The 21,293-nt window shown below is 62.9% G+C and carries 25 protein-coding genes; 22 read left to right on the forward strand and 3 right to left on the reverse strand.

All coding sequences use genetic code 11. The features are described from left to right. Nucleotides 1–123: 123 nt before the first annotated feature. Nucleotides 124–975, reverse strand: a complete 852-nt coding sequence (locus tag GX414_01855) for a class II aldolase/adducin family protein (GenBank protein ID NLI45831.1) — start codon at nucleotides 973–975, stop codon at nucleotides 124–126. 229 nt (nucleotides 976–1,204) lie between these two features. Between GX414_01855 and GX414_01860 the strand changes: the two genes are divergently transcribed. Continuing rightward, entirely contained in the window at nucleotides 1,205–1,729 is a 525-nt protein-coding gene (locus GX414_01860) for a sigma-70 family RNA polymerase sigma factor (protein NLI45832.1), read from the forward strand. Next, nucleotides 1,726–2,472 (forward strand): hypothetical protein, encoded by a 747-nt coding sequence (locus tag GX414_01865; protein NLI45833.1) that lies wholly within the window; start codon nucleotides 1,726–1,728, stop codon nucleotides 2,470–2,472. Before GX414_01860 ends, GX414_01865 begins: the two co-directional genes overlap by 4 nt. A gap of 14 nt (nucleotides 2,473–2,486) precedes the next feature. Here the strand turns inward: GX414_01865 and GX414_01870 are convergent, their stop codons facing one another. Next, the gene (locus tag GX414_01870; GenBank protein ID NLI45834.1) at nucleotides 2,487–3,020 is read right to left on the reverse strand and encodes a nitroreductase family protein; all 534 of its coding nucleotides are present in this window, start codon (nucleotides 3,018–3,020) and stop codon (nucleotides 2,487–2,489) included. A gap of 111 nt (nucleotides 3,021–3,131) precedes the next feature. Here GX414_01870 and panB point away from each other — a divergent pair, with 111 nt between their 5' ends. The 12 genes from panB (at nucleotide 3,132) to GX414_01930 (ending at nucleotide 14,669) form a co-directional block, all read left to right on the forward strand. Beyond that, nucleotides 3,132–3,995 carry a 3-methyl-2-oxobutanoate hydroxymethyltransferase gene (gene panB / locus GX414_01875; protein ID NLI45835.1) on the forward strand — a complete coding sequence of 288 codons (864 nt, stop codon included), beginning with the start codon at nucleotides 3,132–3,134 and terminating at the stop codon, nucleotides 3,993–3,995. Next, nucleotides 3,970–4,821 (forward strand): pantoate--beta-alanine ligase, encoded by an 852-nt coding sequence (locus GX414_01880; protein NLI45836.1) that lies wholly within the window; start codon nucleotides 3,970–3,972, stop codon nucleotides 4,819–4,821. The genes panB and GX414_01880 overlap by 26 nt, the downstream gene beginning before the upstream one ends. After that, nucleotides 4,818–5,654 (forward strand): DUF2520 domain-containing protein, encoded by an 837-nt coding sequence (locus tag GX414_01885; protein NLI45837.1) that lies wholly within the window; start codon nucleotides 4,818–4,820, stop codon nucleotides 5,652–5,654. Before GX414_01880 ends, GX414_01885 begins: the two co-directional genes overlap by 4 nt. Before the next feature lie 207 nt (nucleotides 5,655–5,861). Continuing rightward, complete coding sequence (locus GX414_01890) at nucleotides 5,862–6,614, forward strand: serine/threonine-protein phosphatase (protein NLI45838.1); 753 nt, start codon at nucleotides 5,862–5,864, stop codon at nucleotides 6,612–6,614. Between the two features lie 29 nt (nucleotides 6,615–6,643). Beyond that, nucleotides 6,644–6,985, forward strand: a complete 342-nt coding sequence (locus GX414_01895; protein NLI45839.1) for a hypothetical protein — start codon at nucleotides 6,644–6,646, stop codon at nucleotides 6,983–6,985. Between the two features lie 9 nt (nucleotides 6,986–6,994). After that, nucleotides 6,995–7,399 carry a tetratricopeptide repeat protein gene (locus GX414_01900; GenBank protein NLI45840.1) on the forward strand — a complete coding sequence of 135 codons (405 nt, stop codon included), beginning with the start codon at nucleotides 6,995–6,997 and terminating at the stop codon, nucleotides 7,397–7,399. A 7-nt stretch (nucleotides 7,400–7,406) separates the two neighbouring features. Beyond that, nucleotides 7,407–8,123 (forward strand): sigma-70 family RNA polymerase sigma factor, encoded by a 717-nt coding sequence (locus tag GX414_01905; GenBank protein ID NLI45841.1) that lies wholly within the window; start codon nucleotides 7,407–7,409, stop codon nucleotides 8,121–8,123. 12 nt (nucleotides 8,124–8,135) lie between these two features. Then, entirely contained in the window at nucleotides 8,136–9,122 is a 987-nt protein-coding gene (locus GX414_01910; protein NLI45842.1) for a hypothetical protein, read from the forward strand. Nucleotides 9,123–9,135: 13 nt separating this feature from the next. Then, the gene (locus GX414_01915; GenBank protein ID NLI45843.1) at nucleotides 9,136–9,789 is read left to right on the forward strand and encodes a hypothetical protein; all 654 of its coding nucleotides are present in this window, start codon (nucleotides 9,136–9,138) and stop codon (nucleotides 9,787–9,789) included. A 10-nt stretch (nucleotides 9,790–9,799) separates the two neighbouring features. Further along, nucleotides 9,800–12,121 (forward strand): FHA domain-containing protein, encoded by a 2,322-nt coding sequence (locus tag GX414_01920; GenBank protein NLI45844.1) that lies wholly within the window; start codon nucleotides 9,800–9,802, stop codon nucleotides 12,119–12,121. Beyond that, complete coding sequence (locus tag GX414_01925; protein ID NLI45845.1) at nucleotides 12,118–13,545, forward strand: tetratricopeptide repeat protein; 1,428 nt, start codon at nucleotides 12,118–12,120, stop codon at nucleotides 13,543–13,545. The genes GX414_01920 and GX414_01925 overlap by 4 nt, the downstream gene beginning before the upstream one ends. 14 nt (nucleotides 13,546–13,559) lie before the next feature. Beyond that, a complete protein-coding gene (locus tag GX414_01930; GenBank protein ID NLI45846.1) occupies nucleotides 13,560–14,669 on the forward strand; it encodes an FHA domain-containing protein in 1,110 nt (369 codons plus the stop codon). 6 nt (nucleotides 14,670–14,675) lie between these two features. Here GX414_01930 and GX414_01935 read toward each other — a convergent pair whose 3' ends face one another. Then, entirely contained in the window at nucleotides 14,676–16,166 is a 1,491-nt protein-coding gene (locus tag GX414_01935) for a hypothetical protein (protein NLI45847.1), read from the reverse strand. Between the two features lie 152 nt (nucleotides 16,167–16,318). Here GX414_01935 and GX414_01940 point away from each other — a divergent pair, with 152 nt between their 5' ends. Genes GX414_01940 through nuoK form a run of 8 tightly spaced genes read left to right on the forward strand, consistent with a single transcriptional unit; the run spans nucleotide 16,319 to nucleotide 21,290 of the window. Beyond that, nucleotides 16,319–16,702 (forward strand): NADH-quinone oxidoreductase subunit A, encoded by a 384-nt coding sequence (locus tag GX414_01940; protein ID NLI45848.1) that lies wholly within the window; start codon nucleotides 16,319–16,321, stop codon nucleotides 16,700–16,702. After that, nucleotides 16,693–17,163, forward strand: coding sequence for an NADH-quinone oxidoreductase subunit B (locus tag GX414_01945; GenBank protein ID NLI45849.1), 471 nt, complete (start codon nucleotides 16,693–16,695; stop codon nucleotides 17,161–17,163). Before GX414_01940 ends, GX414_01945 begins: the two co-directional genes overlap by 10 nt. A gap of 24 nt (nucleotides 17,164–17,187) precedes the next feature. Then, nucleotides 17,188–17,790 carry an NADH-quinone oxidoreductase subunit C gene (locus GX414_01950; protein ID NLI45850.1) on the forward strand — a complete coding sequence of 201 codons (603 nt, stop codon included), beginning with the start codon at nucleotides 17,188–17,190 and terminating at the stop codon, nucleotides 17,788–17,790. 31 nt (nucleotides 17,791–17,821) lie between these two features. Further along, on the forward strand, nucleotides 17,822–18,919 hold the full coding sequence (locus GX414_01955) for an NADH-quinone oxidoreductase subunit D (protein ID NLI45851.1): 1,098 nt from the start codon (nucleotides 17,822–17,824) through the stop codon (nucleotides 18,917–18,919). Between the two features lie 20 nt (nucleotides 18,920–18,939). Further along, nucleotides 18,940–19,977: an NADH-quinone oxidoreductase subunit NuoH gene (nuoH, locus tag GX414_01960; GenBank protein ID NLI45852.1), complete on the forward strand. Its 1,038-nt coding sequence runs from the start codon at nucleotides 18,940–18,942 to the stop codon at nucleotides 19,975–19,977. A 17-nt stretch (nucleotides 19,978–19,994) separates the two neighbouring features. Further along, nucleotides 19,995–20,453 (forward strand): NADH-quinone oxidoreductase subunit I, encoded by a 459-nt coding sequence (locus GX414_01965; GenBank protein NLI45853.1) that lies wholly within the window; start codon nucleotides 19,995–19,997, stop codon nucleotides 20,451–20,453. Nucleotides 20,454–20,463: 10 nt separating this feature from the next. Beyond that, entirely contained in the window at nucleotides 20,464–20,988 is a 525-nt protein-coding gene (locus GX414_01970; protein NLI45854.1) for an NADH-quinone oxidoreductase subunit J, read from the forward strand. Beyond that, nucleotides 20,988–21,290, forward strand: a complete 303-nt coding sequence (gene nuoK / locus GX414_01975) for an NADH-quinone oxidoreductase subunit NuoK (protein ID NLI45855.1) — start codon at nucleotides 20,988–20,990, stop codon at nucleotides 21,288–21,290. Before GX414_01970 ends, nuoK begins: the two co-directional genes overlap by 1 nt. Nucleotides 21,291–21,293: the final 3 nt, after the last annotated feature.

The following is a 21,293-nucleotide window of genomic DNA, read 5'->3' on the forward strand; positions in this document are numbered from 1 at the left end:
CACGCGGCAGAATCGACAAATTCGATCCTCACCGAAACAGCAGGCTGAAATCGGTCATTCTCTGAAAAGGCTTCCCCAGGCGCAAAATGGATTCTGTTGCGGGAAGCGGGGGCGTGCGCTCCATCACCGGCCGTGAAGATGCAGGCGTTCCAGGACGCGGCGGACGATCTCATTGGTCCAATCGGGTTCTTCGGCTGGTTCAGACTTGGGGGCGGGTGTTGCCGCTCCACCGCCCGGAGCAGGGGTCGGTTGCGCCAGCCCGTTCATCAGGCGGTCCAGCCGGAAAGGGTCTTCGGCGGGCAGCGATTCGCGGACACAGCACTCGGGCACTTCCCCGGTCAACCCGTAACCGGTCCGGATCTGACGGAGCTTGTCCACCTGGTCGCGGCTCAGGACGTTCACGGCGCCCAGCCCCCTGGCCAGGTAGAGAATATGCGCGAAATGCTCGATGGACTCCATCCGGTAGTACGCTTCGTAGATGCTGCGACCCAGTGTCAGCGCGCCATGATTCTGGAGCAGAAATGCGTCGTAGCCGCTGAGAAAGGGTCGCAGGGATTCCGGCACCTCCAGCGTGCTGGGCGTGCCGTAGGGCGCCAGCGGCACCGCTCCCAGGCTCACCACGATTTCGGGCAGCACGCAATGCGACAGCGGCAATCCGGCCACTGCATGCGCCGTGCTGTACGGCGGGTGTGCATGGAAGACGGCGCGGATCTCCGGGCGCTGGTCGTAGACCAACAGGTGCATCTGGATTTCCGACGAAGGCCGGATGTCGCCTTCCAGGAGGCGACCTTGACGATCCACGCGGACAATCATGTCCGGTGTCAGAAATCCCTTGCTCTGCCCGGTGGCGGTGGCCAAAATCTCCGTGTCAGAAATTCTGACGCTGATGTTGCCGTCGTTGGCGGCCACCCAGCCGCGCAGCCAGCAACGGCGCCCCACCTCGATGATGTCTTTCTTCACATCGTAGATGTTCATGCGTTGGGACCACGGTTATTCTAAGCTGGGGCATCCGTCAATACAAGCGCCTTCATGCGGCAAGTCCGCCGGCGCGCCCCCCGAGACGCCGGTCACGCGCCGCAATGCCTTTGCCTCGCCTCGGCCGGGGCGGCGAGAGCCGGGATCGCCGCCGACATGCAAATCCATGACACGAGCCCCGGGGTGCTGGTATAATGCACCATCTTACACAACACCCGGGTTCAGGATCATGTCGGCCAATCTGCCCTCACACATCGACCTTACAAAATTGCGCGAAATATTTCTCGCGCTGGCTAAACGAAGGGTCCGCGATGAGCAGGATGCGGAAGAAATCGTGCAGGATGCGCTGATGACTGTTGTTGAAAAATCCGCTTTGCAAACCTTCGAAAAGAGCTTCCTCCAGTGGGCATTCGGCGTTCTGCGCAACAAGATCGGCAACTATTACCAGCAACGCGAGCGGCGTCATCGCACGACCGAAGAGATGACTGAGGATACTGAGCGTACGCTTCAGTCCGGTTTGCCGGATCCGCTGTCGATGTCCACCGAAGCTGAACTCCGCAGCAAGATCCAGCGATCCTGGCGGCAGCTCGGCAGCCAGTGCCGGCGGCTGTTGTGGATGCTGTACTCCGGGTATTCGCGTGAAGAGATTTTCGCCGAATTTCCCCAGTATCATTTCAAGGTGGTCAACACGAAGATCTTCCGCTGCCGGAATTATCTGCGCCGGCTGCTCCGCCAAGAGGGGTATTCGCTATGACCTGTCGTGACAGCCGGATCAAGCGGCTGCTGCCTCTCTACGAAGCCGGTCTGCTGAATCTCCAGGAGGCCGGTGAGGTGGAGACGCACCTGCTGTCCTGCCCCGGCTGTGCCGAAGAGATGTTTGCCATGCAACCGGTGATCACCGCCATCCGGGGAATGGAAAATCCGGTGGATTCGGTCGAGGAGCCCGGCTTCCTGGTGCGGTTTGTCTCGCTGCGCTGGGCCAGCGTGGCCACTGCGGCGGCTTTGCTGGTGGTGGTCTGCACGTCCGCCTGGCTGCTGCTGCCCGGTTGGCTGTCTACGCCGCCCCACCCGCCGGCCGCCGATCTGGCGCGTTCCTTGCAGCATCTCGAACAGTTGGGCATGGACGACTATGCCGGCCTGGCGCCGAGCGACTCCCGGTTCCTCACCGCGCTGGGATTGTTCCGGCAAAATCGGACCCGCGACGCACTGGCTGCCGTGATGCCCACGCTGCCGCCCGTCGGTCAGACCTCACCGGCCGTACACCTGGCCGCCCGATGCCACCTGGCGCTGGACCGGCCGGAAGCCGCTCAACGCCTGCTGGCGCAGCATCCGGTTCCGCCAGGCCACGCCCGGTACCGGGATTACCTGTGGATCCGCGCCGTGGCCTCCCTGCGCCGCGGCCGGCATGATGCCGCCATCGCCGATCTGGAGGAGCTGGCCCGTCATCCGGGAATCAACCAGGCGGCGTCCGCCGACTTGCTCCAGAAGGTACGCTGAGCGCCTCGTCGCCGTTACCTCGACACGCCCCGCCAAGACTCCCGGTGCACTTTGTGCGGGTCGAACTTGTCCTTGATCACGCCGGCTTCCGCGGGATGCCCCAGGGCCAGCAGGCTGTGGGGGACGATGGTGTCCGGCAGGTCCAGCACCGCTGCGACGCCCTGCATGCGATCCTCGCGTGGAAACACGCCCAGCCACACGCCCCCCAGCCCCAGGCTGTGGGCCGCCAGCAGCACGTTCTGGGCGGCAGCGGCGCAATCCACAACCCAGTAGGGTGGTCGCGTGTCATCGACGCTTCGTTCCAGGTTGCCGCAGAGCAGCAGGGCCAGCGGCGCTTCAGACAGCATCTTCCCGTTCGGGATGATCTCCGCCAACTGGCGCCGCCGGACCGCCGCGGTGACCACCACCAGTTCCCACGGCTGCATGTTCCGGGCTGAGGGCGCCGCCATTGCAGCCCGCAGCAAGCGCTCGAGCAGTTCCTCCTCGACCGGCTCCGCCGTAAAGCGGCGAATGCTCCGGCGCGTCAGGATGGCGTCATAACAATCCATCGGATATCCTCCCGGCGTGTCCGCCCCGCCGCCGACGCCCGGACGGGTGCCGTTTGCTTTTTCCCGGGGCTGGCCCTATAATACAACCGTTTTTCCCATCCGGAGAGGGTTTTGGCAAAGAAGCACAGCGTCTGCACAATCCGTCAGAAGAAATCCCGCGGCGAAAAGATCATCGCGCTGACCGCCTACGATTTTCCCACTGCCCGGATCGTCGACGATGCCGGGATGGACATCGTGCTGGTGGGTGATTCGCTGGGCATGGTCGTGCAGGGCGAGTCGTCCACCCTGCCGGTGGACATGGCGGCCATGCTCTATCACACGCGGATTGTCCGGCGGGCGATCCGGTCCGCCCTGCTCGTGGCGGATCTGCCGTTCGGCGCCTACCAGGAATCGCCCATCCAAGCCGTCCACAACGCGATCCGCCTGGTGAAGGAAAGCGGCGCCGAGGGGGTCAAGCTCGAGGGCGGGCGACGGCGCCTGCCGGCCGTCACCGCCATCCTGGACGCCGAGATCCCGGTGATGGGCCATCTGGGTCTGACGCCCCAGTCGTTCCACCGGTTGGGCGGCTACCGGATTCAGGGACGAACAGTGGCCGAGATCGAGAACATGATCGAGGACGCGCTGGCTCTGCAGGCTGCCGGCTGCTTCGCGGTGGTGCTCGAAGGCATCCCGCATCCGGTGGCCGCGATCATCACCCGCCAGCTGGAAATTCCTACCATCGGCATCGGATCAGGCCCGGCCTGCGACGGCCAGATCCTCGTCCTCCACGACATGCTTGGTCTGGGTGACACGCCGCCCTTCAAGTTCGTCCGCAGCTATGCCCGGTTGGCGGAGGAAATGATCCGCGCCGTGCAACGATACGGCGCCGACGTTGCCAGCGGTTCTTTCCCGTCGCTCGACGAGAGCTTTACGCTCGATCCCGAGGTTCAGCGCGAAATGGAAGGCCGATATGGAGCTCATCACCAAGATCAATAAACTGAAGGCGGTCGTCCGCAAGGCCCGCGCGGCCGGCAGCCGGATCGGTTTCGTTCCCACCATGGGCGCCCTGCACGAGGGCCACCTGTCGCTGGTCAAAAAGGCCCGCGAGTGCGCCGATGTCGTCGTGGTATCGATCTTCGTAAACCCGCTCCAGTTCAGTCCGACCGAGGATTTCACCAAATATCCCCGGAACCTGTCCCACGACGTCGAACTGCTGACCCGGTACAAGGTGGATTTCGTCTTTGCCCCCTCTTCCGACGAGTTCTACGCCAAGGATTTCGAAACACGGATCGAGGTGGACGACTTGTCCGGCAAGCTGTGCGGCCAGTATCGACCCGGCCACTTCACCGGGGTGACCACCGTGGTGGCCAAGCTGTTCACCCTCGTGGAACCACAGTTCGCGTTCTTCGGCCAGAAGGATGCCCAGCAGGCCATCATCATCCGGCGGATGGTCGCCGATCTGAAATTTCCTGTCGAGGTGAGCATCTGCCCCATTGTGCGCGAACCGGACGGCCTGGCCATGAGCTCCCGGAACGTTTACCTGAAGCCGGACCAACGGCGCGCCGCCCCCATCCTTTACCGGAGCCTGAGGCGGGCCGCCGCCCTTGTTCTTGCCGGCGAACGGCGGGCTGAGGTGATCCGGCGCGCGATCGAGGAGATGCTCGCGACCGAGCCTCTGGCCAAGCCGCAGTACGTGGCGATCGTCGACACCAACCGACTGGACCCGGTTTCCATGGTCAGCGAAAACACCCTGATCGCTCTGGCTGTTCATATCGGGGACACCCGACTCATCGACAACATCCTGGTATCGGCTCCGTCATGACCGGATCCGCCCGCTCCCCGGACGTCCCGCTGCTGATTGTCGGAGCCGGCCGCGTCGGTTTGAGTCTGGCTGCCGCGGCCCGCCGGGCCGGCATGCCGGCCGAAGTCGTCGGCCCGGGGAGCCGCCGCCGCACGGTCACGGTTCGGGGCCGGCGCCTGACTGTTCATGCCGCCGGCATTCGATTCGCGTGCCTCCGGCCGGTGCTCCTGGTGCTGGCGGTGCCGGACGACGATCTGTCTGCGGTGGCATCCGAATGGGCCGCACAGCTGCCGGCCGATTGTACCGGTATCGCCCTGCACACATCCGGCGTCCACGCCGCCCGGGTGTTGGAGCCGCTCCAGCACCACGGCTGGCCGACGGCCTCCTGGCATCCCCTCCAGACATTTCCACAACCAGACCCGGCCCGCTTCTCCGGCATCGTCGTCTCTGTGGAAGGCGATCCGGCCGCCGTCTCTGCCGGCAGCCGGTTGGCCCGCCGGCTGGGTGCTCGACCCATCAAGTTGCCACCCGCTTTGAAAGCGTTATATCACTGCCTGGCGACGATCAGTTGCTCCCATGTGGCCGCCCAGATGCTGTTCTGCCACGATGCGCTGAGGGCTTTTCCCCCCGCAGTCCGAAAGCCGCTGGCGCACAGTCTGCGTGCCTTGTCGGCGGCGACGGTGGCCGGTTTCCCTGCCGAGAATCCCGCAGCCGGCATCACCGGTCCCGCCGCCCGCGGCGATCGCCTGACGGTGGCGCATCACCTGACGGTGCTGCGCGAATACTTTCCGGAGTGGGTCTCCGTCTACCAGCAGCTGGACGATTTCCTTCGCCGGCAGACCCGTCACGACTGATCCGACCCGCCTGTCTGCAACCTCCTATTACAAGCGTCACGGACAGTTCCCAATTTCATGATCTTGTGGTAGTATTGAACCATCATTTGCTCGTAAATGCTCCACTCGTTTCAGCGGTTAATCATGGAGGATAGTCAGTCCACTCAGTTTTCCTGGGCCTATCTGACAGATACCGGGGTGAAGCGCACCTCAAACGAGGATGCGGCCATGGCCCTGGCGCTGAACCTGGACACTCATCGCGACCAATCGTTCCTCGGTCTATTCGTCGTTTCCGATGGCATGGGCGGCAAGGAGCGTGGCGAGCTGGCTAGCAAGATCGCCGTCAAGACAATCGGCGAGGTTTTTCTGAACAGTTTTATCCGGCCGTCGCTTCTGCGCGTGGTCGAAGTCGTCAATTACGGCAGCTTGTCCGCGGAATCCACCGGGGAGGTCGTCGTTTCACCGGCCCAGTTTCTGGTGGAATCGATCCAGGAAGCAAACCGGCGGATCTGCCACGTCAAACGCGGCGGCAACCGGATCAACATCGGCGCGACCATAACCGTCGGGGTGGTCTCCGACGACCTGTTGACCATCGGGCATGTCGGCGACTGCCGCTGTTATCTGCACTACGACAACAATTTCCGCCAGCTCACCCGCGACCACAGCATGGTCAATGAGTTGGTCAAACAGGGAATCATCTCTCCGGAGGAGGGAAAGGCCCACCCCCAGCGCAACGTGCTGGCCCGCGCCTTGGGCAGCAGCGATGTTGTGGAGGTGGACACCTATGTCTCCGTCATCAGCAGCGGCTGCAAGATCCTGCTCTGCACCGACGGACTGCACACCATGCTGTCCGACGACAGCATTCAGGCCGTGATGGCCCAACCGAAGCATCCGAAAGAACTGGTTCAGGAGCTCGTCGTCCGCACGAACGACGCCGGAGCCAAGGACAACGTGACGGCGATGGTGATCCAAATCCTCTGAACGCATTCGATCATCCCAAAGGAGGGACCATGGACAAGAGCGATCCGAAACTTTCCGCCTTCCGCGCCGGCGATATGCGCCGGGGCAAGCCGGCCCGGGATTCCGGACCCGGTCGTGATGCCGCCGATCTCCGCCATTATCCGTTTCTGGAGAAGCTTCTGGAATCGGACGAATCGGCCATTGAGCAGTTCCAGACCGTTTGCCAAAACACCTGCCGAAACTTGGATACCACCGTCGGCCGGCAGAGCGATCCCGCATACACCGCGACGGGCCAGGCAGCCCTGTCGGCCTACGGTCACAGCCTGAAGCTGTTGGCCGAACTGCTGGAGATCAAATACGAACAACTCCGCCAGCAGGCGGAGAAGAAGTAGGAGGGAGCCATGGCCGACAAACTGAATATCCGCGTCACCCAGGATGAAATCCAGTTTTTGATGGAGAGCGGTTATCTGTGCCGGGACATCGGCCGGCACCAGCAGGCGGTGGACATCTTCAACGGCGTGGCGGCGCTCTTGCCGGGTGATCCGACTCCCCAGGCCGCCATCGGCAGCGTGCTGCTGGCGTCCGGCCAGGTGGATGAAGCGATCCGCCAGCTCGAGAACGCCCTCAAGTCTTCCCCGAATGACCCGTTCACCATGGCCCATCTCGGCGAGGCGTTCCTCTGCAAGAAGGAAACCGCCAGAGCCAAGGACATCTTTGAAAAGGTCCTGGCCAAAGATCCGCAGGGACCCGGTGGTGTGATGGCCAAGTCGTTCCTTGCGTTTATCGCGGAGGCGAACAAGAAGTAGCTTCGAGATGACCAGCGAACCAAACCGGAATCAAGTGGAACAGCTGGTGGAGGAGTACCTTCCCTATGCGGAGGCGCTCGCGCGGTCCATGCGCTCCAGCCTGCCCGGCCACGTCGACTCCGACGAACTGCTCGCCCTGGCCCGCCTTGGGCTGGTGGACGCTGCCCAACGCTTCGATCCCAACCGAAAGGTCTCGTTCAAAACCTACGCCTACTACCGCATCCGCGGCTCCATTTTTGACGGACTCCGTGCAATGGCTCCCGCGTCACGGGCCGAGGCCGCCAAGCTGAAATTCCGCTCCGCCTTGGAACTCTATCTGCAACAGGAAACAGAAACGGCCGGATCCTTCAAAGGCAGGAGCCGTGCCCTCAGCCTTGGGGATATGAAAGACCTGATTTTTGTCATGACCTCGGTGTACGTGTTGTCGCTGGACACCACGCTGGAGCACGCCGAGATCGAAGCCCGCGGCACCCGCAGCCCGCACGAAGAGATGGAGCGCCACGAACTGGCCGCCTTGCTCCAGCGGTTCATCAGCCGGCTCAGCGAACAGGAGCAGCAGATCATCCGCATGTATTACTTCGAAAACCGGACGTTGGACGAGATCGGATCGCTGCTGAACCTCTCCAAGTCGTGGGTCTGTCGGATGCATGCCCGGACGATGAAAAAAATGCAGAAAATGTTCCAGGGCGTCGGCAAGCCCGGCAAGACAGCCATCCGGGCATAACGAGGAGCACCGGTGCCCGATCTTCAGCCTCTCATGCTCAAGACCCGTGACCAAGCTCTGGTGTTCGCCAGCCTGCTGCTGGAACGCGATCAAACCGCCAGTCTGCTGGCGTTCTTGCCGACCGAACGCAGGGAGGAGCTTCGGACCGAGTTGGCCCGGCTGCTGGAAATGCCCGCCAAAAAGCGGATCACCCTGGCGCTGGACCGGCTGAAGGTCCTGATGGATCCCGCATATCGGGAGACCCTGGACGAAATCCACCCGGCCTGGCTGGCCCGCGTGCTCGAGCCGGAACCGGCCCGCCTGGCGGGGTTGGTGCTGCATGCGCTCCCTCCGCGCTACGCCCAGCTCGTCCTGAACGAGATGAAGCCCGGTCCGGCGAAACGACTGACCGCCGAAATGCGGAACGCCCGCCCTTCCCCCCGCCTGGCGGAGTTGTTTCAAACCCTGCTGGCCAGGCGCTTCCGCCTGCCCAACCGCATGTCGGGCATCGGCGCTGACCATTTCGAAATCATCGTGTTCCTCAATTGCGACGAGCTGGCCATCGTGCTGGAGGAGATCGGCACCGCCGAACTGGCCATGGCCTGCCAGCGGCTGTCGGACGCCGACGCCGACGTCATCTGCAAAAAGCTGCCCGAAAAGATGCGTGACAAGGTCCGAATCAAGTTGGCGCAATACCAGGACACGGTCGAGGAGCGCGTCATCCAAGCCCGGCAGTCTTTTCTCCACCTGCAGGACGAGCTGTACCGGAAAGGGCAGCTCATCGAGTTCACCGGCTTGCATCTGCTGGCCCGCGCCATGGTGGGCAGCGAAGCCGACCGGGTGACCTTCCTCGCCTACAAGCTGCCTCCGGCCGCAAGTGACGTGCTGCTGCGGCTGGTGCAGCGGCTGAGTGCCCAGTTTGAGCCGTCCCAGCGCCAAGCCGTCCGTCTGGAGATACTCCAGAAAATCACCTATCTGGCGGAGATCGATCGCATCCGATCCATGTGGAAATACTATTGACGAGGTAGCGGAGATGTCCTCGAAGATCATCAAGGGAACCCCCGGCGACGAATCCGTCTCTGGCACTGACAGGACCGGCCGGCCGGCCGGGTCCGGTGAGGGCGTGGTTCTCAAGAGCGACGTGGTTCAGGCCATGGGATCGGCTGATAAAATCATCGCCGAAGCCCGGGACAAAGCCCGCGAGTTGCTGGACCAAGCCAAGGCGGAAGCGGCGGCCATCCGGGCGGAAGCCCAGCGCACCGGATACGAAGAGGGCCTGACCCAGCTCAACCGGATCATCCACGAAGCCAAGACACAATACGGCCGGATGCTGCACGACTCTGAACCGGAGATGCTCAAGCTCAGCCTCAAGATCGCCGAGCGGATAATCGGCCACTGCGTCGAGGTGACGCCTCAGGTCATGCTGGAGATCATCCACAAGGCCATCGAGTCGCTGAAATACCAGAAAGAGATCCGCATCCGGGTCAACCCCGATGATCTGGGTTTCCTCAAAGACAACAAGATGCAGCTGTATACCATGCTGGGGGAGAGCAAGGAAATCGAGATCGTCGAGGACGCCCTTGTGGGACGGGGCGGCTGCATCATTGATACCGAGATCGGCACCATTGACGCCCGGCTGGAAACCCAGCTCCGGGTCATCGAGAAGCTATTCGCCCGCAAGCAGTGAGGCAACAACCATGGCGTTTCTGGAACTGCGCCTGGCCGGCGGCCAGGCTCACAAGTTTGCACTCCGGGAGGGCGACAACATCCTGGGTTCGGGCGACCAGGCCGGCATCCGGATCCAGGACCCGATGCTGGCCCCGCTCCAGGCGCTGATTCGCACAGAACCCGGTGCATTCACCATCCGCAATCTGGTGCCGGACAAGCCGATCTACCTGAACGCGACGCCCGTCCGGGCGGATCAGCCGCTCCGTCCCGGTGACCAGCTGATTCTGGGCAGCACTCGGTGCATCTTCTACGACGTGGATTTGGAATCCACGCGGGAGATGCTGGAGATTTCGCTCTGCCAGAAGCGAGCCGAGGCCACGATCGGCCCGACCCCGGAGCCGGTTCCCGCCCCCGCGTCACCGTCGGTGCCATCGGTGGATCCCCAACCCCCGATCACCGACAAGGACCTTCAGACATTCCATCATCTGATCGTCGCCAATGCCGCGGACGGACAACCGGCGGTGCTGCTCAAGGAGAAGGAAGTTACGCTAGGCAGCGCGTCCGACGCCGGCATCCGGCTGCACGGAAACGGCGTCGCGCCCCGCCATGCCAAGATCATCCAACGGGAGCACCACGTGGTCATCGTGGATCTCGAGAGTCCCGCCGGCGTGTTTCTCAATGACCGGCGCATCGTCCGCGAAACGCTGAAGGATGGCGACGTCATCCGCCTGGGCGACATCCAGTTCACCTATCGTCTTCCCCTGGTGCCGCCGCCTCCGGCGGAAGCCGCCGCCCGTCCGACGATGCCGGCCGCCCCGGCGAATGCGCCACCGATCCGCAGCAGCCGGGTGCTCACCTGGGTGGCGGCCGGCGTGATTGGTCTGGTCGTCGTGGGGGTCATCGTCGTCGGCGGCATCTGGGGCTTCAAGCAGTTGCGCTCAGCCGGTCGGGAGGAGGATTCCCGGCGTCAGGTGCAGGAGCTGGTGCGGCAGCACCAGTGGCAACCGCTGGCCGACCTGCTGGGCGACAAGGACTTCCCACTGCCGCTGACGGAAAAACAGGTGCTGCTTGAGAACGCCCAGATGGAGATCGAGGCCTCCCAGCAGGCGAAGGCGCTCCGCCAGGCGCTCGCCGGCGGAGACATGGAAAGCGCCCTGGCGTACTATTTCAAGATTCCCGCCGCCAGCGTGTACCGTCCGGAGGCTCGGGCGGCAGTGCTCCAGCGCATTGACGCCGACATTGACCGAACCCTCTCGAAACCCGCTCTCGAATTCAGCGATTACACCGCGATCATCACCCTATCGGAGAAGATGCTGCAGCTGGACCCGCGATCGGCTTCCGCACTCGCCTACATCTGCCTGGCGCGGCTCGGCCAGGGCGAGCTCCCGTCGGCCGCCGCCGCCGCCGAACGCCTCATCGCCGCCCATCCCGAACAGGGCGAGGGGTACCTGTTCCAAGCCCTGGCGCTGTATCGTGGCGGCGAGTACACGGGTGCCATGGACAGTGTGTCCGAAGCGCTGCGGCGACAACCCGACAACATCGAGATGCTGCTGCTGCGCGCCAAGCTATCCATTCTGCTGCAGCGCCTCACCGACGCGCGACTGGATCTGGCCAAGGTGCTCGAGCTGGACCCGAACAACACCGCAGCCAGGACGCTCTTCGCCAAGTTGTCGGGCCAGGCGCCGCCCGCCGCCCCCGGAGGTGCGGATGCCCGCCAATATGAGGACCTTCTGCGCCGGCGCCGCGCGGCTGCAACCGTGGAGCGGGAAGACACCGCCATACGCCAGCTGTTCCTGCAGGGCGACGCGGAAACCGCCAAGCGGCAGCTGGAAGAAAAAATCCGCCGAATGCCGCAGGCGCCCGACGTCACGCACTGGACCGCGTTGCTGGACGCCATCACCCGCATTGAAACCCTCTACCGCGAAGGCGACGCGTTGCGCGCCAGCGATCTGCCCGCCGCGATCAGCCGCTGGGAGGAGATGCGCCGGGTGGAAACCGCAGCTTTCCCCGGTCAGCGGAGCCGCTTCCTGAACGACGTGGCGGCGGTGGCAGCGGATTTCTTCGCCGCGCGGGCGCTGGCCGATCTGCAGGGAAACCAGCCGGACCGGGCCTACGATCTCGCCAGCCAGGCTGTGGCCTGGCAGCCGGCACACGCCCAGGCACAGGGCATTCTCCGCCAGATCGACGACACCGCCCAGCAGCTCTACCAGGAAGGCTTCCGACACTATCAGCAGGGTGATCGCGCCGGCGCGCGCCAGTACTGGGAAAAAGTGGGCCGGACGGTGACGCCGGCCAGTCCCTGGTACGCGCGCGCGCAGGAAAAACTGAGCGGACTTCAGGAGGTGCCATGAACCGCAGGGTGCCGATCTCCATCTGGATCCTGTTCCTCGCCGCCCTGCTGGCCGCGGCCACTCCATCGGTCATGGCCGCCGGTGAGCATGAAACCAAAGGGGACGCGGCGTTTGCCGCCGGCGACTATAAAAAGGCCGTCAAGGAGTTCAAAAAGGCCGTCGGGCAGTTCCCCAATCAAGCCGGCCTCCACTACAAGCTTGCCCAGGCTTATTTCAAGAAAGGCGAAGTCGGCGAGGCGATGGCCGAATTCATCCGCACCACCAACATCGACCCGGACCACGACGGCGCATACCAGTACATCGGTGATTTCTTCTACACGAAAGGCGAGATGGACAAGGCGGTCAGGGCCTATGAAAACCTGGTTCGGATCAATTCCGAGAGCGCGCGTTATCATTACCTGCTGGGCAAGACGTACGACCGGATGATGCGGAACGAGGAAGCCCTGCAACATCTCTATAAAACCATCCTGCTGAACTCGGCCATCGAAGACGCGTACCCCCTGCTGTTCAAGATTTTGAAGTTGAAGGTGCTGCAGGATCCGGGCAACGTCGACAGCCGCATGATTCTCGGGCGGGTCTACAAGCTGCATGGCGATCTCGAAGACGCAAAAAACCAGTTCGCCGTCGCGGTGCAGATGCAGCCGGGCGCCCGGGACGCGTGGGAGGAACTGCTGGCGGTGTGTCGCTCACTGAAGGATTGCAGGTGCGAGATCGTGGCTCTGGAGGGGTTGCTGCGCCTCAGCGCGGACAGACTGGCCCTCATCAACCAGGTCCTGGAGCCGGCCCGGCGCTGCGAGTTGCGCGAAACCCTCGTCCGTTACCTGGAGCAGAAAATCGCCCTGGCGCCGGACCACGGCGCCAGCTACGCCGAACTGGGCCGGTTGTTCCAGCAGGAGGATAACCGGATCCAGGCCTACTTCTATTTTCGGAAATACACCGAGATCTGCCGCGGATGCCCCGATTACGATGAACTCCGCACGTGGTGCGCCAACGAAGAGCTGGCCAATCCCCTGGTGGATGCTCAGTATCGTTCGTTCAACACCTTTCAGGCCGGGGTCGCTCGGTTCAAGGACGGCCGTTTCCCCGAAGCGTTACGGCTATTCGATGAAGCCGAATCCATCTACCCGTCCTATCCCCAGCTGCATTTCTTCCGCGGCCAGGTGCTCGAAGAACTGGACCGGCGGGGCGAGGCGTTATATGCCTACAAGGAGGCGATCAGGATCCAGCCGTCCAACGCCGAATACTGGTTCTTCCTGGGCAAGGCGCTGGACGCCGAGCGCATGCGGGAGCAGGCGGCTGTCTGTTTCATGAAGGTGCTGGAGGTGGATTCGGACAACCTCTTCGGCTACCATGCGCAATCGCGAAAGCTGTTGCAATCCTATAAGGATCAAGGGATAATTAAACCTTCGCCGATTCTGGAATAGAGGGTCCGCCGACCATGATTCACCTGGTAGTGGGCGCCAAGGGCATCGAAGAGGAGCGGGAACTCTCCTTCGACCAGAACATCGTCAAGATCGGACGGCTGAAGGAGAACGATCTGCCCCTGCCGGCGGCCAACGTGTCGCGTGTCCACTGCATCATCACGTTCGAAAACGGCGAGTATTACATTTCAGACTCCAGTTCCAACGGCACCGTCCTCAACGGCGAGATCGTGGGGCGCAACCGCCGGCTGCCTCTGCGGCACGGCGACCGCATCGAAATCGGGGATTTTCTGATCCGTTTCGTGATCAAGGATGCGCACGAGGAGTTCGAGAAGACCACCGATTTTCTCCAGGCCAAGTTCGCAGAGCTGCTGGTCCAACCCAAGGCCGAACCCCGCATCCCGTACCTGCTGGTCGTGGGCGGCCCCACCAACGGCACCCGCGTGGAGCTGCTGGACGAGACGGGCGAAATCCTCATGGGGCGCACTCCGGACTGTCCGGTCCAGATTCCCTCGCCGACCGTCTCCAAGCATCATGCCCGGATCATCCGGCGCGGGGCCATCATTGAGGTCGAGGATCTGGGCAGCTCCAACGGCACCCGCGTGAACGGCCAGCCGGTCCAGGGAATTCAGCCGATCCAGGATCGCGACGAGATTGTCCTGGGACAGCAGGGCGTCACCGACCCCATCAAGATCGTGCTGTCGATCCCCGTCCCACTGACCGATAAGGAACCTGTAGTGCCGCCGGAGGCGCCGCCTGGTGCACCGCCAAAGTCCGAGGCCGGTGCGGAAGCGCCATCCACGGTGATGGATCCAAAAATGGCGGCATCTGTCGCCCCCCCGCCTCCTCCGGAGACCGCCAAGCCCGACATGCCCGCCGCCGCCCCATCGACGGCACCCGAACCGCCACCCGCGCCGGAGCCCTCGCCGCCCGCGCCGCCTCCCCCCACTATCAAAGGCGCCGAGCCCGAACCCAGGGCGGCTGTCGGATCCATGCCGTCCGCCCCGAAGGCGTCTCCGCCTGAAGAGGTGAAGACCGGCATGGGCGCGCTGGAATGGATCATCATCGGCGTCGGCGTGCTGGCCGTCATCGCCGTTGTCGCGGTTCTGGTGATCTATCTGGTGTGACGTTTCCTAAAAATATTTGCGGGCTTCGCTCTGGAGGAATTCGTCCAGACGTTGAATGCGTCGGTCGAACACCATCTTCCGGAAATCCTCGACCAGCCGGATGGCGTCCAGTTCAGCCAGGATGATGTTGATCTCCCACATGGTCCGCTGACGCTGGACACGGATATCGTTACGGTTCCCTTCCAATTCGGGCGAGCGGAGAACCCGCCGCGTGAGATCCTTGTACGCCTCGTGCTCGGCCTTCAGTTCCTTGACGTGTTTGAACAGACGGGTCAGCGCGCCCTGGATCCGGGTGGCCGCGTCCTCGCCGGCGCTGATACTCTGACGGTACTGCCCGAACGCCTCGCAAATGGCGCGCGCCTGGCCGTCGGTGATGCCGCTCACCGCAGCCAGGTCTCTCGATGTGGCCATGAAGTACTTGTCCAGCGAATTCATGCCCGCTGCGATGAGCTTGTTACGGCTGACCGGCCCGATGCCCGGTGTCTTGCGCAGGATGGTATTGATGATGATGGTGTCCCGAACCGATCCGCGGGTGGCGTGGGAATCCGACGTGGCGAAGGCTTCCGGCAGCAGCGCGGTGAGGTTGGCGTACTCCTTCAGCAGCTGGATCCGGATGTCGCGGGATATATTCGCGCTCTCGGAGTACTTGGCGTCCATCATCAGCTTCTTGAACCGGTCCAGGATGCGGTTGATTTTCTCATAACTCATCTTGGTGCCGGCATCTTCAATTATTTTCAGGGAGCTGAGGCAGATATCCACCCACTGCTTGCTGGCGGCTCCGGACTGGAGTTCGGCGACGAACTCCTTGACCGGCTGCAGGTAGGCGCTGGAAATGGACAGGAACAGTTTCTGGATCTCGCCCTCTTCGGTGGAAGACAAGGCCAACTTCCCCTCATCGGTCTGCACCGCCGCCTGCTGCGACGGCCGCGGCTGGGTGATGGCGTCAAAGGCATCATCCAGATCGTCCAGCAGCGAATCGACAAAATCGCCGAAGCCCTCCATCTCGTCAAAAGGGTCATCGACAATGGCCGTCGCCGCGTCGGTCGCCGACGGCGGAGCGGGTGCCTTCGTTTTTTCCTGGGCCAATTTCCGGATGAAGTTTTTCAACAGCGCGGAATTCTGGGAGGCAAACTTGAAAGCCGGTGCCGGCTCGCCTGGCGGGAGCCCCTGTTGCACGGCGTAGTGTCGCTTCAGGTTCAGCGCCAGGTCCTGGATCTCCTCGATGAAGACCTCCATCTGGCGGTTGGTGGCGGCCAAACCTTTTTCATCCAGCAGTTTGCTGAGTTGATGCAGATCGTGAGCCGCTTCGCTGACCCCCCCCAGACCGGCACCCAGCTGTTGGGCAGCCAGGAGGAACTCCCCGCACTGGAGCGCCAGGGCGTGATAGTACGCGCGGTTGTCCGGATATGCTTTGATCCGGGTCGCGTACAACTCCATCAGGCTGATCACGTCATCGGTGTTGACAATAAAGTCTTCTAGACGCTTCAGATGGTCCATGGCTTGGCTCACTGGAAACAGCCGCCATAATATCGGAAGGGAGATGATTTTGCAACGCGGAAAAAATCAGTAGACAACTATGCACATTCAAGTAAAATTACAACCGAATCCGGCCATTCGGGTAAATCCGACCTCTGAATTCAGGGGTTTATATGCATCACGAGCCCACATATACCCAGTATTTCGCCATCTTCCTGTTCATCGCGATCGCACTGCTCTTCCCGGTGATCGCGCTGTTGGTCGGACAGCTGCTGCGTCCGCACCGGCCCGATCCCGCCAAGCTGTCTCCGTTTGAGTGCGGCATGGATCCGGTGGGCGACGCCCGAGAACGCTATCCGGTCCGCTATTACGTCATTGCCCTGCTGTTTCTGATTTTCGATGTCGAGACGATTTTCATCTTCCCCTGGGCGGTGATTTACCAGGGTAACAGTCCTGCGGTGACTCTGTTCCTGCTTCTCGAGATGGCAGTTTTCTTCGCCATCGTGATCATCGGGTATGTATACATCTGGAAGAAGGGCGCGTTGAAATGGGTTTAGAAGGCAAACTCTCCCACAGCGTCATCACGACCACGGTTGATTTTTTCTATAACTGGGCCCGCAAGTCTTCGATCTGGCCGGTCACCTTCGGCCTGGCTTGCTGCGCCATCGAGATGATGGCCGCGGGGGCCTCGCGGTGGGATCTGGACCGCTTCGGCATCCTGTACCGGCCGTCACCCCGCCAATCCGACCTCATGGTGGTCGCCGGCACCGTCACGCTGAAGATGGCCCCGGCGGTCAAGCGCATCTATGACCAGATGCCGGATCCGAAGTGGGTGATCGCCATGGGCGCCTGCGCCAACGTCGGCGGTCCCTTTGACACGTATTCGGTCCTCCAGGGTGTGGACAAGCTGATCCCGGTGGATGTGTATGTCCCCGGATGTGCCCCGCGCCCGGAAGCCCTGATTTACGGCCTCATGAAGCTCCAGGACAAAATCGGCCAGATGACCATCGCCCGTTAAAACCCGACCGACGGCGGACAAGGCATGAACGATCAAGAACCCTCCATTCAACCCAAGGCCGCTGCCGGCGACGTGCCGCCGGCGGGTCCCCGCTACGAGCCGCTCGGGCAGCACCCGGTTGCGGACGGGATCAATCGGCGCTGGCCGGGCGGGTGTACCGGCGCCTGGAGTTTTCTGGACCAGTGGTTCTTCGACATCGCCAAAGACCACGTGGTGGAAATCGGCCGGTGGCTGCGCGACGAGATGCGGTTCGACATGTGCGCCGACGTCACCGCCGTCCACTACCCCGACCGCCCCAAGCCCTTCACGGTGATTTACAACCTGTACGCATTCGCCGACAACCGGCGGATTCTGCTCCGCGCGGAGCTCGCCGCCGACGAGTCCGTTCCCAGCGTCGCCGCTGTGTGGCCCTCGGCCGCCTGGCCGGAACGGGAAGTGTTCGACATGTTTGGCATCCGCTTCAGCGGCCACCCGGACCTGCGGCGGATTCTCCTGCCCGAGGACTGGACCGGTCATCCACTGCGGAAGGACTATGACATCCGGGCGCAGGATCCGCAATGGATCGCCCGCCACCTGGAACTGCGTGTGCCCGATGCCGCGCCCAAGGAAGAGGCTCCCCATGAGTGACACCGTGCCAGCCGCCGCCGCGACCGGCCCCATCCTGAAAGAAGATGTGATGGTCCTGAACATGGGTCCCCAGCACCCGTCCACACACGGGGTGCTCCGGGTGATCCTGAAGCTGGACGGCGAAAAAATCGTAGACCTGGACTGCGACATCGGCTTCCTGCACCGGGGCATCGAGAAGATCGCCGAACACCGCTCCTACACCGGCGCCGCACCGTACATGGACCGGCTGGATTACATCGCCGCCGTATCCAACAACCTGGCTTACATCGGGGCCGTGGAAAAGCTCGCCGGCATCCAGGTGCCGCCCAAGGCGCAGTACGTCCGGGTCATCCTGACCGAACTGACCCGCATCGCCTCGCACCTGCTCTGGCTGGGGACCCACGCAATGGACATCGGCGCCCTCACCGTCTTCCTCTATTGTTTCCGCGAACGTGAAAATGTCCTGAACATCCTTGAGATGACCACCGGCGCCCGGCTGACCACCAACGCTTTCCGGGTCGGCGGGCTGGCCGCCGATATCCCCGATGGCTTCGTCGAGAAGACCCGCGCGTTCTGCGACCTGATCGGCGGCCGGATCGACGAGTATGAGGGCCTCCTGTCGGCCAACCGGATCTGGCTCTCCCGTACCCGGGGAATCGGCGTCATCACCGCCGGCGATGCCATCGCCATCGGCTTGTCGGGGCCGTCGCTGCGGGGTTCCGGGGTGCAATGGGACCTGCGCAAGGCCAAGCCCTACGAAGCCTACCCCAAGTTCGATTTCGACATCCCCACGGGCGCGAACGGCGACACCTACGACCGTTACAAGGTGCGCCTCGAGGAGATGCGCCAGTCGCAGCGGATCATCCGGCAGGCCCTCGACGGCATTCCCGAGGGGGACTTCCGCGCGAAGGTGCCGCGGGTCCTCAAGCCGCCCGCCGGCGAGGTGTACCACTCCATCGAGGCGCCCAAGGGCGAGCTGGGCTTCTATCTCGTCAGTGACGGTTCGGCGAACCCCTACCGTGTCCGCATCAAGGGGCCGTCGTTCTTCAACCTGCAGGCGATGCGCCGACTGTGCGTCGGCCACTTCGTCGCCGACGTGGTGGCCATCATCGGCACGCTGGACATCGTCCTCGGCGAAATCGACCGTTAACCTCACGGGGAAACTGGCCCATGCTGGAACTGTTTAAGCCCTACACCGAAGAACTGGTCAAGATCGTCATCCTGCTGGCTCTGGTCTCGCTGGCCATCGCCTACCTGACCTGGCTGGAGCGAAAGGTCATCGGGCACATCCAGTCGCGACTCGGCCCCATGCGGGTCGGCTGGCACGGCCTGCTCCAACCCATCGCCGACGGGATCAAGTTCATCATCAAGGAAGACATCATCCCGGCCAAGGCCGACCGGTTCGGCTTCATCCTGGCGCCCCTGCTGGCCTTCATCCCGGCGTTCATCGTCTTCGCCCTGATCCCCTTCGACGGCCCGCAGGCTTTCACCGTCGGCGGCCGGACCTACAGCGGCTACGTGGCCGACGTCGACATCGCGCTGCTGTTCGTCATGGCCATCACCTCCATCTGCGTGCTGGGCCTGATCGTGGGCGGCTGGGCCTCGAACAGCAAATACCCGCTGCTCGGCGCGCTCCGGTCGGTGGCCCAGCTGGTCAGTTACGAGATCCCCATGGGTCTGTCCGTCATGGGCGTTGTGCTGATGGCCGGCTCCCTGAGCCTCGTGCAGATCGTACAGGCTCAGGAACGGCTCGGCTGGTGGTTCTTCCTGCCGCAGCTCGTGGGCTTCGTGATCTATTTCATCTGCGGCGTGGCCGAAACCAACCGCAACCCCTTCGACCTGCCCGAAGCCGAGGCCGAACTGGTGGGCGGGTACCACACCGAGTACAGCGGCTTCCGCTTCGCCCTCTTCTTCCTGGCCGAGTACGCCAACATGATCACCATCTCGGCGGTGGCCGCCACCCTGTTCCTGGGCGGCTGGCTGATGCCGTTCCCCTCGTTGCTCGCGCCCTACCTGTCCTGGGTGCCGGGCATCGTGTGGTTCTCGCTCAAAGTGTTCGTCTTCCTCTTCCTGTATCTGTGGTTCCGGGGCACGTTTCCCCGGTACCGCTTCGATCAGCTGATGGGGATCATGTGGAAGATCCTGCTGCCGGTCGCCATCGCCAACATCCTGGTCACCGCCGGGGTGATGCTGTATCTCAACCGATGACCGGGAGGACGCGCGCCATGACTCCTGTCGCCCAGCTGGTCAAGAAGATCCTCTTTGTCGACCTGTTCCAGGGGCTGGCCATCACCATCCGGGAGATGTTCACCCCCGCGATCACCGAGCAGTATCCGCGGCGGCGCTCCCACGTGTACGAGCGGTTTCGGGGTGAACCGCGCATGGGCGTGGACGCCGATGGCAAGACGCTGTGCATCGCCTGCAACCTCTGTGCCCAGGTCTGCCCGGAGAACTGCATCACGGTGAAGCGGGAGAAGAATCCGGAGACGAAAAAATTCGAGCTGACCGGTTACGTGTTCGACATGCGGCGGTGCATGTTCTGCGGCTTCTGCGAGGAGATCTGCCCCACCAACTGCATTCAGTTGACCCCCGCTTACGAGTTGGCCCGATACGATGTCCGGGACTTCGTCCTGGAGCTGCCGGCACTGGAGCGGGGCATGGACAAGACCCACTATCGGAAGTGAAGGGAGCGCCATGGAAACGCTAATTTTCTGGAGCCTGAGCGGACTGATCGTGCTGTTCGCCCTGCTGGTGATCAGCGCCAAGAATCCGGTCCACAGCGCCATCTTCCTGGTGGGCACCCTGTTGTTCATGGCCGGGCTCTACATCCTCCTCGACGCGGAGTTCATCGTCGGCGTGCAGGTCATTGTCTACGTGGGCGGAATTACCGTGCTGTACCTGTTCGTGATCTCGCTCATCGTCCTCAAGCGCATCCCGCTGGAAAGCACCTTGAACCGGCAGTGGCCGGCGGCGGTCATCGCCGGCCTCGCGGTGATGGTGGAAGTGGCGTTCTTCCTCCTGAAGGGCGACCTGTTCTTCCAGGTGTTCGAGAAGAAAAAAATGATCTACGGCACCGGCGAAACGGCGGCTATCGGCCGGGCCCTCTACGGGCCTTACGTCTTCCCCTTCGAGATCGCCACCGTGTTGCTGCTGCTGGCCATCATCGGCGCCGTGCTCATGAGTCGGAAGCCGGAGCGCGATCAGACCCCGGAGTCATAATCATGGAGATCTACAATTTTCTTGCCGTCAGCACCATCGTGTTCACCATCGGCCTGATCGGCGTGCTGGTGCGGCGCAACATCATGATCATTCTCATGTCGCTGGAGCTGATGCTCAACGCGGTCAACCTCAACCTGGTGGCGTTCTCGCGGCTGTGGGGCGGCGTGGTGGGCCACGTCTTCGTCATCTTCGTGATCACGGTGGCGGCGGCCGAGGCCGCAGTGGGCCTGGCCATCGTCATCGCCGTTTACCGGCACCGCGAGTCCATCAACATCGACGACATGAACCTGCTGAAATGGTGATCA

The sequence above is a fragment of the Acidobacteriota bacterium genome (assembly GCA_012517875.1).
GTDB lineage: Bacteria > Acidobacteriota > JAAYUB01 > JAAYUB01 > JAAYUB01 > JAAYUB01.